Annotated in this window: 12 protein-coding genes and 1 other RNA gene; 8 read left to right on the top strand and 5 right to left on the bottom strand. The window is 73.4% G+C overall.

Going from position 1 to position 12368, the window contains the following annotated elements; all coding sequences use genetic code 11:
* The first annotated feature begins 27 nt into the window (after window positions 1-27).
* From ACYVQV_RS18055 to ACYVQV_RS18045, 3 genes are all read left to right on the top strand, one after another.
* The gene (locus ACYVQV_RS18055; RefSeq protein ID WP_461024709.1) at window positions 28-180 is read left to right on the top strand and encodes a hypothetical protein; all 153 of its coding nucleotides are present in this window, start codon (window positions 28-30) and stop codon (window positions 178-180) included.
* Window positions 181-462: 282 nt separating this feature from the next.
* Window positions 463-795 carry a helix-turn-helix domain-containing protein gene (locus ACYVQV_RS18050; RefSeq protein ID WP_461024707.1) on the top strand — a complete coding sequence of 111 codons (333 nt, stop codon included), beginning with the start codon at window positions 463-465 and terminating at the stop codon, window positions 793-795.
* Complete coding sequence (locus ACYVQV_RS18045) at window positions 795-2075, top strand: type II toxin-antitoxin system HipA family toxin (protein ID WP_461024706.1); 1281 nt, start codon at window positions 795-797, stop codon at window positions 2073-2075. Before ACYVQV_RS18050 ends, ACYVQV_RS18045 begins: the two co-directional genes overlap by 1 nt.
* Before the next feature lie 64 nt (window positions 2076-2139).
* On the opposite strand, the gene ACYVQV_RS18040 is transcribed toward ACYVQV_RS18045, so the two are convergent.
* Window positions 2140-2817, bottom strand: a complete 678-nt coding sequence (locus tag ACYVQV_RS18040; RefSeq protein ID WP_461024708.1) for an alpha/beta fold hydrolase — start codon at window positions 2815-2817, stop codon at window positions 2140-2142.
* A gap of 241 nt (window positions 2818-3058) precedes the next feature.
* Here ACYVQV_RS18040 and ACYVQV_RS18035 point away from each other — a divergent pair, with 241 nt between their 5' ends.
* From ACYVQV_RS18035 to ACYVQV_RS18025, 3 genes are read left to right on the top strand one after another with little or no spacing between them, the layout of a single operon-like run.
* Window positions 3059-5125: a hypothetical protein gene (locus tag ACYVQV_RS18035; protein ID WP_461024705.1), complete on the top strand. Its 2067-nt coding sequence runs from the start codon at window positions 3059-3061 to the stop codon at window positions 5123-5125.
* Between the two features lie 59 nt (window positions 5126-5184).
* A complete protein-coding gene (locus tag ACYVQV_RS18030) occupies window positions 5185-6642 on the top strand; it encodes a monooxygenase (RefSeq protein WP_461024704.1) in 1458 nt (485 codons plus the stop codon).
* Window positions 6639-7760: an acyltransferase family protein gene (locus ACYVQV_RS18025; protein WP_461024703.1), complete on the top strand. Its 1122-nt coding sequence runs from the start codon at window positions 6639-6641 to the stop codon at window positions 7758-7760. The genes ACYVQV_RS18030 and ACYVQV_RS18025 overlap by 4 nt, the downstream gene beginning before the upstream one ends.
* Window positions 7761-7814: 54 nt before the next feature.
* On the opposite strand, the gene ACYVQV_RS18020 is transcribed toward ACYVQV_RS18025, so the two are convergent.
* Both ACYVQV_RS18020 and ssrA read right to left on the bottom strand, forming a co-directional pair.
* The gene (locus ACYVQV_RS18020; RefSeq protein WP_461024702.1) at window positions 7815-8177 is read right to left on the bottom strand and encodes a VOC family protein; all 363 of its coding nucleotides are present in this window, start codon (window positions 8175-8177) and stop codon (window positions 7815-7817) included.
* A gap of 240 nt (window positions 8178-8417) precedes the next feature.
* Window positions 8418-8786, bottom strand: a transfer-messenger RNA (tmRNA) gene (gene ssrA / locus ACYVQV_RS18015).
* Window positions 8787-8965: 179 nt separating this feature from the next.
* Here ssrA and ACYVQV_RS18010 point away from each other — a divergent pair.
* On the top strand, window positions 8966-9331 hold the full coding sequence (locus tag ACYVQV_RS18010) for a hypothetical protein (protein WP_461024701.1): 366 nt from the start codon (window positions 8966-8968) through the stop codon (window positions 9329-9331).
* Here ACYVQV_RS18010 and ACYVQV_RS18005 read toward each other — a convergent pair.
* Window positions 9311-10024, bottom strand: coding sequence for an SPFH domain-containing protein (locus ACYVQV_RS18005; RefSeq protein WP_461024700.1), 714 nt, complete (start codon window positions 10022-10024; stop codon window positions 9311-9313). The genes ACYVQV_RS18010 and ACYVQV_RS18005 overlap by 21 nt on opposite strands.
* A gap of 448 nt (window positions 10025-10472) precedes the next feature.
* On the opposite strand from ACYVQV_RS18005, the gene ACYVQV_RS18000 reads away from it, so the two are divergent.
* Window positions 10473-11762: an extracellular catalytic domain type 1 short-chain-length polyhydroxyalkanoate depolymerase gene (locus ACYVQV_RS18000; RefSeq protein WP_461024699.1), complete on the top strand. Its 1290-nt coding sequence runs from the start codon at window positions 10473-10475 to the stop codon at window positions 11760-11762.
* 118 nt (window positions 11763-11880) lie between these two features.
* Here the strand turns inward: ACYVQV_RS18000 and smpB are convergent, their stop codons facing one another.
* Window positions 11881-12354: an SsrA-binding protein SmpB gene (gene smpB, locus ACYVQV_RS17995; protein WP_461024698.1), complete on the bottom strand. Its 474-nt coding sequence runs from the start codon at window positions 12352-12354 to the stop codon at window positions 11881-11883.
* Window positions 12355-12368: the final 14 nt, after the last annotated feature.

Here is a 12368-nt window from a genome sequence, read left to right as displayed (position 1 = left end):
TAGTCCGGTCTCACTGACCATCGCACGATGGCCTTCTTCATCGCGGCCATCACGACGAACAAGATCGAGAACTACACCACCCCAGGGGACGTCACCCCGACGAGCCGTCCGGTGCCGCAGTGGACGCGTCCGGGCGCGACCGCGGTCGAGACCTCCGGGAGGAAGGGCCACCACCACTGACCGTGAGGGGTCTCCGGGTGTCCGACCCGGCACGACGGTCACCGGCCTTCCCCGGCACCAGCCGCAGGAGGTCGCGGGACAGGCGGTCACCGTCGACCGGTTTGTCCAGAGGCCGGATGGTCCTCGGCGTGGGCCTCGGTGAGCCGCCGACGGAGTACACGGCCACCCGCTGGGACGACGTGATCCTCGGTGCCATGACTGCGGACGGCGGGTCAGACCCGCCATGAATATAGTGCGGTTCAGGACGCTTAACGCTGATACATTGCCGGCGGAGGTGGTCTCATGCGCAAGGCGCACACGTACTCGCCGCGGACCCTGGATGCAGTTCGCGTTCTCGGGCTGGAGATCGCCCGGGTCCGGCGCGCCCGCCGGTGGACGCAGTCGGAGCTTGCGGAGCGGACCGGCATCTCCGACAGCACCCTGCGCAGCATCGAGCACGGGTCGCCCACTGCCTCGATCGGAGTCGTCTTCGAGCTCGCAGCACTCCTCGGCATCGACCTCTTCGGAGCGTCCCCTGAGCAGCTGCCGGCCCTGGTAGAGCGGGGCCGTGAACGCCTGGCCCTGCTGCCTGCCCGGGTCCGCACCACTCCCGACGAGGTGGAGGACGACTTCTAGTGGCTGCACGCAGTGCTCTGGGCACGCCGCCCACCGAGTGCTTCGTCTGGGTGTGGCTGCCGGCTGCCGCGGAGCCTGTGCCCGCGGGTCGCCTCGTGGCCGAGGGCGACGTCATCACCTTCAACTACGGCCGCAGCTACCTGGCCCGGCGCGACGCCATCCCCCTGTACCTGCCGGAGCTCCCGCTCGAGCGCGGGCGGCAGCGTCCGCGGGGCGCGATGCGGGTGGCTGGTGTCATCCGGGACGCCGGACCTGACGCATGGGGGCAGCGCGTCATCCTGGCTCGTCACCTCGGCCGGCTCGACCGCAGTCACGACACGGGCGAGCTGGGCCTGCTCACCTACCTGCTGGAGTCCACCAGCGACCGCATCGGCGCCTTGGACTTCCAGACCACGCCCGAACAGTACGTACCGCGTTCCAGCGCTGCCACGCTGGAAGAGGTCCAGGCTGCCACCGACCGGTTCCTGGCCGGCGAGGCGTTCTCACCGGAGCTGGACGAGGCGCTGATGCGTGGCACGTCCATCGGCGGGGCGCGCCCCAAGGTGCTGCTGCGGGACGGGGACACGGGCCGTGGGCGCCAGCTGATCGCGAAGCTCTCCACGCAGACGGACCCGTACCCCGTCGTGCGGGCGGAAGCCGTCGCGATGGAGCTGGCCGCTCGGGTGGGCCTCGACGTGGCGCCGACCGAGGTCACCGAGGCACTGGGACGTGACGTGCTCCTGGTGGAGCGGTTCGACCGCACGCCGGCCGACGACGGCCCGCAGAGGCGCCGGATGGTCGTCTCCGGACTGACCCTGCTGGGGCTGGACGAGATGGAGGGGCGCTGGGCGACGTACCCCGACCTGGCGGACCTGATCAGGGCGAGGTTCACCGCCCCGGACGCGACCCTGCGCGAGCTGTTCCGCCGCATCGTCTTCAACATCTGCGTGTCCAACACCGACGACCACGCCCGCAACCACGCCGCGTTCTGGGACGGTCGGGACCTGTCGCTGACACCGGCGTACGACCTGTGCCCGCAGCTGCGGTCTGGGGAGACGGCCGCCCAGGCGATGGCGATCACCCGTGACGGGCGGCGCGAGAGCCGCTTCGCCACCTGCCTGGACGCGGCGGGGATCTACCACCTCAGCCGGTCGGAGGCGGCCGAGATCATCGAGCACCAGGTCACGGTGATCACCGAGCAGTGGCAGGACGCTGCCGACGTCGCCCGGCTCACAACCGCTGAGCGCGAGCGGATGTGGGGCCGCCAGATCCTCAACCCCGCCGCGCACTACACGGACTGAAGCACGGGCGGTAGGGACGGCAGACGCCCCGCTCCCGCTTCCACGTGGCGGCGTCGGTTCACGCTCACGCACGTGGCGTCAGCTGTCGCCCACCCGATCGTGGAGCCCCGTCCGGCCGGCGGAGAGGCGGATGGATTCGCTCGGCTCGTCGGCAGCTTGTCGTCGACGAAGTCCTCAACCAACGCCGCCGGCTCCCGCGGGTGGCTGAAGTTGATCGCCTGCGCGACACCGGGCACGACGGCGACCGCGGGCTCGACGTCCATGTGCGCCACCACCTCGCGCACGGGCACCCCACGGAGTTGCCGACCGCGGTGGGGACGGGCGCCCCGACGGTGTCCGCGAACCCGGCGAGGGAGTCGGCCGGGTCCGGCAACCCGGGTCGGCCGGGACCGGGGATGCTGCGGCCGAACCCCGGCAGGTCGGCCACGTAGGTGGTGAAGCGTCGCGCGAGCAGGCGAGCGGTCGGCAGCAGGTAGCTGCCCGACAGGGCGAACCCGTGCACGTGCACCACGGGCAACGCGGCGTCCTCGGTCCGACGCTCGCGGTGGCAGAGCGGTCTGCCGTCGACCAGCACCCGCGCATCGCGTAGGGCCTCTCCCTCTCCCCCCGTGGGTCTCACAGCACGCTCCGTCCGGCCCTCGCCGCACCTGCGCCGGTCATGCGCGGCCTCCTCACGAGCGGTGACGCCCTCGTGGGCGGTGACCCGACGCACTCTCCCTCGAGGGCTGGTGCGCCGCCTCATCCGGCACGGACGACACGGGAGCGCGGTTCGCCGTCGACGGCGTGTCCGCTGTGGGTGCAGTTGTCCGGGGCGAGCTCCGCGACTCGCCCACCACACCGTCACCTCACGCGCGCTTCGAGCTCGTCCTGGCGGGGCGGGGCCGCGCGGGGGCCGGGCACGCCCCCGGCCATCCGGCCGCCCGGGCCGTTCGTCCCTGGATGACCTGGTGGCACGGCCTGGCCCGGCGGCGCGATGATGGGCCATGCGCCTGACCGTGGCGGACCGGCTGGCGACGGCGCGTCGCCGTGCGCTGGTCGGTCGCGTCGAGGAGCTGCGCCGGGCGGAGGCGTTCCTCGACGACCCGGCCGTCGTGGTGCTGCAGGTGCACGGGCCCGGCGGCGTGGGGAAGAGCACGCTGCTGCGCGCCGTCGAGGACCTGGCGAGCGGCCGCGACCGGCCCACGCGGTGGGTGGACGCGGCCGACCTCTCGCCGACGCGCGAGGAGGTGCTGGCCGCCGTGATGGGTGGACCCACCATCGCCGACGCGACGAGGCTGCCGCAGCAGACGGTGACCGTGCTGGACCACGCGGAGCACCTCGGACCCCTCGAGTCGTGGCTGTGGCACACCGTGATCCCGGCGTTGCCGGACGACTGCCAGATCGTCGTGGGCAGCCGCCGTCCGCCGCCCCCGGAGGTTCGCGAGCCCGGTTGGTCCGAGCTGGTCAGCGTGGTCCCGCTGCGCAACCTGCCCCCTGTGGATGCCGAGCACCTGCTGCGGTCCCGGGGCGTGCCGGACGACGTGGACGTCACCGGTCTCGTGAGGTCCACTCACGGTCACCCACTGGCGCTCGTGATCGCGGCCGACGAGTACGCCGGGCGCGGCGCCGAGGGATCCGCCCCCTTCGAGGTGTCGGCCCTGCTTGAGCACCCCGACGCGGCGGCCCGGCTCCTCGGCAGCTTCGTGGACGACGTGGCCGCCCCGCTCCACCGCCGGGCGCTGCACGTCACAGGCCACGCCCGGCGGGTCGACCGGTCGCTGCTGATGTCGGTGCTCGGCCTCGACGAGGCGGCCGCGGACGAGGTGCTGGACTGGTTGCGCGAGCGCCCGTACGCCGAGAGCCACCCGGACGGGCTGTCGGTCCACGACCTCGTCAGGGACGCGCTCGACCGCGACCTCCGCTGGCGCGACAAGGAGGCCTTCGCCTCGCTGCACCGACGGATCCGGGATGTCGCGCTCGACCGGATGGCGCGCAGCGATGGCTCAGAGCACGCCCGGGCGGTCGCCGACCTGCTCTTCCTGCATCGGGGCAATCCCGACGCCGAAGGGCTCTACGGCTTCGAGGACCTGCTGGCCCTGAGCCACCGGCGCGCCGCCGAGGGCGACCGCGACCACGTCGTCGAGGCGTTCGCGACGGCTGACGGGCGGGAGCGGGCGGCTGTGATGGCGCAGTGGTTCGACGCCGATCCGTCGACGTTCCACGTCGTGGAGGACGCGGACGGTGCGGTGGTCGGCTCGGTAGCCGGGATCCGACTCGATGTCGCCGAGCCGGTGCAGGACCCCCTCGTCCCCGTGATCCGCTCCGAGCTCGAGAGGCGGCGGCCGTCGGTGCCAGGAGAGCCGCTGATGCTCTTCCTGGTGGCGGACGGCCGGGCACCCGAGCGGCTCGGCGGGTTCTCCGACCAGGTGGCGTCGATCTCGCTGCGGGAGTGGACGGTGCCCCGGCTCGGCTGGGTCGTCGTGGCGTCCACGCGGGCGACGACGTGGACCCCGATATGGGGCTACATCGGCCTCGAGCCACTGGGCGAGCTGGCACTCACGGACGGCGTGCTGACCGCCTGGGGTCGCGACTTCGCCCGCAGTGACTACGCCGCCTGGCTCGACGCGCTGCTGCTGCGCGAGCTCGACCGCGACGGCACCGCCCCGCCGCCGGTGTCCTCACCGGTCGCCCTCGCCCGCGGCGACTTCGACGTCGCCGTCCGCGGGGCACTGCGCGACGACGGCCGCCCCGAGCGCTTGCGCGCGAACCCTCTGCTCAGCTCCCAGCTGGTCCGTGCCGAGGGCACGGACGACCCCGTGGTCGCGCTGCGCCGGCTGGTGCGCGCGGCGGTCGACGTCGTACGCCTGCAGGCGCGGGGAATGGTGCCGGCCGCCGCCGTGGACCGCACCTACCTTCGCCCGGCCGCAACCCAGGAACTCGCCGCGGAGCTGCTCGGGCTGCCGTTCAGCACCTACCGACGGCACCTGCGCGCGGGAGTGCAGCGCGTGACGGAGGTGCTGTGGGACTGGGAGCTCCACGGAGTCCCTGGACCGGAGGTGGACAGGAACTGACCTGGTGGGTGGACAGCCACCGGTCGCACGGTGCGGGGACCCGACCAGAGGAGGTCCCCATGTCACCCACCACCTACGACCGCGTCGTCGTCGCAGGCGGCAGCGTCGCCGGCCTGCTCGCGGGCGCGGCCCTGGCGCCGCTCGCCGCCGAGGTGCTCGTCGTCGACCGTGACGCCTTGGTCGACGAGCGCGGGCACGACGGTGACCCCCGTCCCGGGACACCACAGGCCGGTCAGGTCCACGGCCTGCTGGCTTCCGGCAGGCTCGCGATCGAGGCGCTGCTCCCGGGTTTCACGGACGAGCTGGTCGCGGCCGGCGCCGTCAGCCGCGGTGACGTCGGCACCAACGGCCGCTGGTGGATCGGAGGCGGGCTGGTCACCGACGCGGTCGTCGGCGCCAACGGCGTCGCGGCCTCACGACAGCTCATCGAGGCCACGATCCGACGACGCGTGCGGGCGCTCCCGAACGTGGCGCTGCGCGACCGCACCGACGTCGCGGGTCTCACCGCGGACGACCACCGGCGGCGGGTCACGGGTGTGCGCCTTCTGGAACGCCGACCCGAGGGCCAGACCGTCGTCGAGCTCCCCGCGGACCTCGTCGTCGACGCCACCGGGCGATCCAGCCGCGGCGTGGGCTGGTTGGCCGCGCAGGGGTGGGCCCAGCCGCCGTCGGAGCGGGTCCGGGTCGGCGTGCGCTACGCCACCACCCACGTGGAGCGGCGTGAGGGCGACCTCGACGGCCGCTACGTCTCGGTCTCCGCGGCTACGCCGCAGGTTCCCCGGGTCGGCGTGGCGATCGCCCAGGAGGACGGGACGTGGGTCGTTGCCGTCTGCGGCTACGCGGACGACCAGCCGCCGGTGGACCCGGACGGGTTCCGGCGCTACGCGGCGGGCGTGGTCGCGCCCGACCTCGCCGGGCTGCTCGCGGACCGCGAGCTGCTCCACCCCGTCCGGACCTACCGGTTCCCCGACTGCCGCCGTCGACGCGTCGACCGCGTCCCACTGCCCCCGGGCTTCGTGCCGATCGGCGACGCGGTCGCCAGCTTCGACCCGACCTTCGGGCAGGGCATAAGCGTCGCCGCGCTCGAGGCGGTGCTGATCCAGCGTCACGCCGCCGTCGGGCCGGCGGTTCTGCAGACCCGCTATCCACGCGAGGCGATGGCGGTCGCCGAGCGGGCGTGGACCGTGGTGGTCGGTGCTGACCTGCAGCTGCCTGGCGTGGTGGGCACCCCGTCCCTCAGCGACCGCCTCGCGTCACGCTACGTCACCCGCGTCCAGCGGGCTGCTCACGACGACCCGGTCGTCGCCCGGGCGCTCATGCGGGTGACCAACCTCCTCGACCCGCCGCCGGCCCTGATGCGTCCGAAGATCATGGCCCGGATCCTCCGACCGAAGCCCACCCGCCGGTCCGGGCCGACACGGCACCAGGAACCGGCCCTCGGGTTCGGGCCGTCCGCCTCTGCACGGACGGGGTCCTCGACCGTGCACGGTGGTGGTGTCAGCGGAGGTGCTCCATGACCTCGACCGGGATCGTGGCGGAGACCCGCCAGCGGGAGCAGTGGGTGGACACGCTGCGCGTCGTCCTGATCTCGGGCGTGATCGTGGTCCACGCCGCGACCGCGTACGTCACGGACTTCGCCGGCTACTACTACGAGGACGAGCGCGAGGCCGACAGCGCCGTCTCCATCGCCTTCGCCCTGCCGGCGCTGATGGGCGGGATCTTCGGCCTGGGCCCGCTGTTCGTGGTGGCCGGGTGGTTCTCGGTGGGGTCGTTGGCACGGCGCGGACCGGCTGGCTTCGTGGGCAGCCGTCTCCTGCGGCTCGGTGTGCCGCTGGTCTGCTTCGTGGTCCTGGTGAACCCGCTGGCCGACTACCTGGGTGACCTGCACCAGGAGGACGCCACCAGCCTCCTCGAGAACGTGGCCACCACCGAGTTCTCGATCATGTGGTTCGTCGCCGCCCTGCTCCTGTCCTCGCTGGGCTACGCCGCCCTGCGGACGGTCAGGCCCCTCACGGGCGCCCGTCCGAGACCGGACGGCAGGACGCTCGTCGTCGCGGCGTCGGTCGTCGGGGTCGGATCCATGGCCGTCTGGCAGCTCACGACGCTGCTCGACACCCACCTCATGAACGTCCGCGTCAGCGCCTGGGCGCAGGCCGCCGTCCTGTTCGCGCTCGGGGTGATGGCGGCCGAGGCCGGTTGGGACGGGCGGCTCTCCCGATCCACCGAGCACAGGCTCGGCCAGGTGACCGTGGTCGGCATGGGCCTCACCGTCGCGCTGGTCTCCTACGCCGGGGCGCGCGACCGGTTGGAGATGGCCTTGAGCGGCCTCACCTGGGCCAGTGTCACGTTCGCGTTCCTCTACGCCGTCGTGTCGATAGCGTTCACGCTGTGGTGCCTGGCGTGGGTGCGTCGCCGCTGGCCCACCCACGGCCCGCTGATGGGCAAGGCAGGACGCGGTTCGTACGCGACGTACCTCCTTCACCCGGTGGTCCTGGTCTCGCTGATGCTGGCCTTCCGGGTCGTCCCGCTGGGCGCCCAGCTGAAGTTCGTCGTGGTCTCGGTCGTCGCGGTGCCCGTGTGCTTCACGGTCGGGTACGCCGTCACCCGGCTGCCTGGTGTCGGGCGCGTGGTGTAGGTCCGCCGACGCTGACGTCAGCGGTCGCCTGGTGCCATGGCGGGGTCGATGCGTCTACTCGGTGTCCTCGAGGTAGACGAGGCCGTTGCCGTCGGGGTCGGCGAAGGAGAACATCGGCGGCACCCCGTCCAGGCGGACCAGCGCCTCGTTGTGGAGCGTCGTCCCGGACGCCCGGATCGTGTCGTGGGCCCGCTGCGCGTCCGGAGTGCCCAGCCGGATCGCCACGGGGATCTCGCCGTCCGGCGGGAGCAGCACCAGGGCGACGGTCGAGCCCCGAGGCACGACCTCGATGTACCGGGCGCCCGGCCAGACCTCCACGTCGGCGCGGAGCTCGCAGCCCAGGACCTCGGTGTAGAAACGCAGTGCCGCGTCCTGGTCGGCGACGGGGACGGACACACTCAGCACTCGCGTCGTCATGCTCATGCTTCACAGGAGCAGGCAGAGTCCCGGAACTCATCGCTCCGTGCCCTGACGGGTCGTGCGGCACTGGGATGACAGCTCCGAGCACAGCGAGCGCCCGGCAGTTCATGTGGAGGTGGCGGGGCCCGTCGCCCGAACGCTCACTGAGGCTCGCGGGCTCCTCCTGACTCCCACAGCACCGAGAGATGACTGAAGGGCCCTCGCGCACTGCGCAAGGGCCCTTCAGTCAATTGTCTTCTGTGGAGGTGGCGGGAATCGAACCCGCGTCCGTCGTCGTACCCCTAGGGCTTCTCCGGGTGCAGCTCACTACTGGTCTGCTCGGCCCCAACGGTCTAGCGAGCATCGCCGCTGCCGGGCCCAGTCGCCTGAGAGTCCCCTCAGCACCGGCGACGAGTGCTGAGAGCAGTGGCTCCCTAGATGACGCCAGCTACCGGGTCGGGAGCAACCCCGGGCTGACGGACTTCGTGGCTCGCCTCAGGCGGCGAGGGCGAAGTCGGTGCGCTTGGAATCGGCACCTATGGTTTGCGGAGGGCGTTAACGAGATAACCCCGCGTCCTCGACCCGCTTCCCCTAGTTCGACATCCGACGTCGAAACCAGTCACCCCCTGTGCAGTTGTCATGGTGCTCACTGCTGCCGGCCCTGGCCGTCCCGAGGACCTCCGGGACCGACCTGACCAGGCTATCGGGTGCAACGACCCGGCGTCTCCCGGGATTCCCGGGACGTTCACCCCGCCGCCGGGAGGGTACGGACAGGGTCGACACTCCCGTCGACCCCGGAGGACACCGTGAGCACCAGCCCCGACCGCGGCAGCGAGCAGCCCACCGGCGCGGAGGACACCGGCACCGGTGACGCCGCCTCCCCCACCAGCGAGCACGGCGGCACCGGGCCGGCCGGTGTCGACCAGCAGCTCGGCGCCGGCGTCGACCCCACGGAGCCGGACACCGCACCGCACGCAGGCTCGGACGACGTCGGCTTACAGGACGTCAGCACGGATGACTCCGCCGCGACCGCCGACGACCCCGCACCCGCGACGGACGCCGACCACCCGGGGGCCGACGCCGTCGCGGACCAGGACCCCGTCCAGGACCGGGAGCAGGTCGCGGAGGCGACCCGGCGGGCCGCCGAGGCCTCAGGCCGGCGACCCGGCTGAGGGCCCCGCAGCCCCACCGCCGCCCCCGGTGCCGGCAGCACCGAGGGACAGCACCACCGTCCCGGCCGACTCGCCGGCCGCCTGGACGGTCCGCAGCTGCAGCAGCGCCGGGTTGTCCTGCAGCACCCGGGCGCCGTTGGCGAGCGCCCGCACCGCAGCCGTCTCGGCCCTGGCCCGCTCCAGCCTCGCCAGGCCCTCCTGCTTGGCGGTCTGCACGGCGAGCACCGCCCGCCGCACCTCCGCGGGCACGACGAGGTCCCGCACGCTCACCTGGGCGACGCCCACCCCGAGCCGCTGCACCTCCGCGGTGACCGCGGCCGTCAGCCGCTCGGCGGCGGCCGCCCGGCCGCTGACGAGCTCCGCCAGGTCGCCGGACGCGGCCCAGTCCCGGACAGCGAGCTGGACCGCCAGCCGCAGCTGCTCGGCGGGCTGGGCGGCGACCGTCAGCCACGCCGCCGGGTCGGCCACCCGCCAGGACGCCGCAGCGGTCACCTTGACCCCCGGGACGTCGGCCGCGGCCACCTCCTGACCGGACACGACGAGGACCTGCTCACGGACGTCGACCCGGGTCACCCGCCGCCGCCAGGCACCCCACGACGGCAGCCGGTGCCGCCCCGCAGGCAGGACGTCGCTCACCCGCCCGTCCGTCACCACCACCGCCGCGAAGCCCTGCGGCACCGTCACCCTGCTCACGTCGTCACCTCCTCGTCGTCCGGAACCCCACGCCGCCGACAGCGCGCGGCAGGACGGCGGCCGGCCCCGGCGAGCGGCGGGGCCGCACCCCGAGGGGCCGACCGCAGAGCCGCTCCACCGCCACGAGTGGAGGAACCGGCCGCCGTCCGTGAGAGGGAGTTGAACCCTGCCGCTTTGCAGACGGTTGCCTGGTGGCTTCACCCGCAGACGCGGGACGCTCGCAGCGACTGCCGCTCGTCGGCCCTCACGGGTGCGGGGTGAGCGTAGGGAGGAGCGCGGTCGCGCGGCGAGCGCTTTCCACAGCGACCCGGCCGGTCGGGTGACGCGGCGCCACCCGCGCGTCGTCCGGCATGTGCCGCGCGCACATCGTGACCCAGATCACAAGTGCCTAGCGTCGTCGGACCAACGGCACGAAACGGGCAGCGGCTCGACGACGAGAGGACGACCGATGAGGCCACCCACGACCAGACGCCGGCACACGGGCACCGCAGCGGCAGCCGCCGTGGCGCTCGCCGGCGCGCTCCTGACCCCCGCGCTGACCGGAAGCGACCCGGCCGCCGCGGCGTCCCTGGAACGCGTGCCGAGCTTCGGGTCCAACCCCGGCGCGCTGGCGATGTACGCGTACCGGCCGACCACCGCCGGCGTGGACAGCCCCGTGGTCGTGGCCCTGCACGGGTGCAGCCAGGACGCCGCCACCTACGGCACCGAGTCCGGCTGGCTGGACCTGGCCGACCGGTGGGGCGTCACGGTGGTCCTGCCGGAGCAGTCCAGCGCGAACAACAGCAGCCGGTGCTTCAACTGGTTCCAGGCCGGCGACACCCGCCGCGGCCAGGGCGAGGCAGCGTCGATCCGCAGCATGGTGGCCCACGCCGTCGACCGGTGGGACGCCGACCCGGCGCGCGTGCACGTCACCGGGCTGTCCGCGGGCGGCGCGATGACGTCGTCCCTGCTCGCCGCCTACCCGGACGTGTTCGCCGGCGGGTCGGTCGTCGCGGGCATCCCGACGGGCTGCGCCGACTCCATGGTCGAGGCGTTCACGTGCATGTCCGCTCCCCCGACCCGCACCCCGCGGCAGTGGGGCGACGAGGTGCGGGCGGCCGCACCGGCGGGGACGACGACGTGGCCCACGGTCGCCATCTGGCACGGCTCCTCCGACGCGGTCGTCTCCCCCGCGAACGCCACCGCCTCCCGCGACCAGTGGACCGACGTCCACGGCGCCAGCCGGACGCCGGCACGCACCGACACCCTGCCCGCCGGCACGACCCGGCAGACGTACGAGGACGCCGACGGCCGGGCGGTCGTCACCACCTTCACCGTCCAGGGCATGGGCCACGCCGTCCCCGTCGACCCCGGTCCGGGCGACCAGCAGTGCGGCGCCACCGGCGCCTACGCCGCCGACACGCTGTGCTCGAGCTGGTGGACCGGCGTCCTGTGGGGCCTGGACGACGGCACGCCCGACCCGGAGCCGACGGACCCGCAGCCGACCGACCCGCAGCCCACCCCGACCGACCCGCAGCCGACGCCCACCGAACCCGAGCCCACCCCGACAGACCCCGAGCCGCTCGGCTGCTGGACGTCGTCCACCTGGGCGCACACGCAGGCCGGGCGGGCGTACGTCAGCGGCGGGTACGCCCACGCCCGCGGGTCCGGCGACCGGCTGGGACTGTGGAACACCTTCACCACGGCCAGCGTCGAGCAGACCGGACCCGACCACTACGTCCGGGTGCCCACCTGCTGACCTCCCGCCTCCCTCCGACTCCACGTGTCGGGCGGACACGCCGTCGGCCCGTCGACGAGACGCGGCGTGTTCGTCCGACTCGCGCGATGGGGTGGGGGCGGGCAGCCCCGGACGACGGTCAGTCGCGCTGACGGCGCAGGCTCATCGCCCGCTCGGCCTCGCGGCGGTCCTGGCGCTCCCGCAGGGTGTGCCGCTTGTCGTACTCCTTCTTGCCCCGGGCCAGGCCGAGCTCGACCTTCGCCCGGCCGTCCTTGAAGTACAGCTGCAGCGGCACGAGGGTGCGGCCGCTCTCCTTGAGCTTGCCCTCGAGCTTGTCGATCTCCTCGCGGTGCATCAGCAGCTTGCGCTTGCGCCGGGCCGAGTGGTTGTTCCAGGTGCCCTCGGTGTACTCGGGGATGTGGACGTTCTCCAGCCAGGCCTCACCCCAGCTGACCTGGGCGAACCCGTCGGCGAGGGAGGCGCGGCCCTGCCGCAGCGACTTGACCTCGGTGCCGGTGAGCACGAGCCCCGCCTCGACCGTGTCGTCGATGTGGTAGTCGTGACGCGCCTTGCGGTTCGTCGCGATCACCTTGCGACCGATCTCCTTGGGCATGCCCCGAGTCTACG

The organism is Thalassiella azotivora (genome assembly GCF_054781695.1).
The sequence above is the reverse complement of the archived record's forward strand: the minus strand, read 5'-3'. Positions and strand labels throughout refer to the sequence as shown.

Excerpts from the sequence above, each read along its gene's own strand:
- ACYVQV_RS18030 (WP_461024704.1), top strand. The coding sequence starts at position 5,185 with ATGTCACCCACCACCTACGACCGCGTCGTCGTCGCAGGCGGCAGCGTC.
- smpB (WP_461024698.1), bottom strand. The coding sequence starts at position 12,354 with ATGCCCAAGGAGATCGGTCGCAAGGTGATCGCGACGAACCGCAAGGCG.
- ACYVQV_RS18050 (WP_461024707.1), top strand. The coding sequence starts at position 463 with ATGCGCAAGGCGCACACGTACTCGCCGCGGACCCTGGATGCAGTTCGC.
- ACYVQV_RS18020 (WP_461024702.1), bottom strand. The coding sequence starts at position 8,177 with ATGACGACGCGAGTGCTGAGTGTGTCCGTCCCCGTCGCCGACCAGGAC.
- ACYVQV_RS18055 (WP_461024709.1), top strand. The coding sequence starts at position 28 with ATGGCCTTCTTCATCGCGGCCATCACGACGAACAAGATCGAGAACTAC.
- ACYVQV_RS18035 (WP_461024705.1), top strand. The coding sequence starts at position 3,059 with ATGCGCCTGACCGTGGCGGACCGGCTGGCGACGGCGCGTCGCCGTGCG.
- ACYVQV_RS18000 (WP_461024699.1), top strand. The coding sequence starts at position 10,473 with ATGAGGCCACCCACGACCAGACGCCGGCACACGGGCACCGCAGCGGCA.
- ACYVQV_RS18040 (WP_461024708.1), bottom strand. The coding sequence starts at position 2,817 with ATGAGGCGGCGCACCAGCCCTCGAGGGAGAGTGCGTCGGGTCACCGCC.
- ACYVQV_RS18025 (WP_461024703.1), top strand. The coding sequence starts at position 6,639 with ATGACCTCGACCGGGATCGTGGCGGAGACCCGCCAGCGGGAGCAGTGG.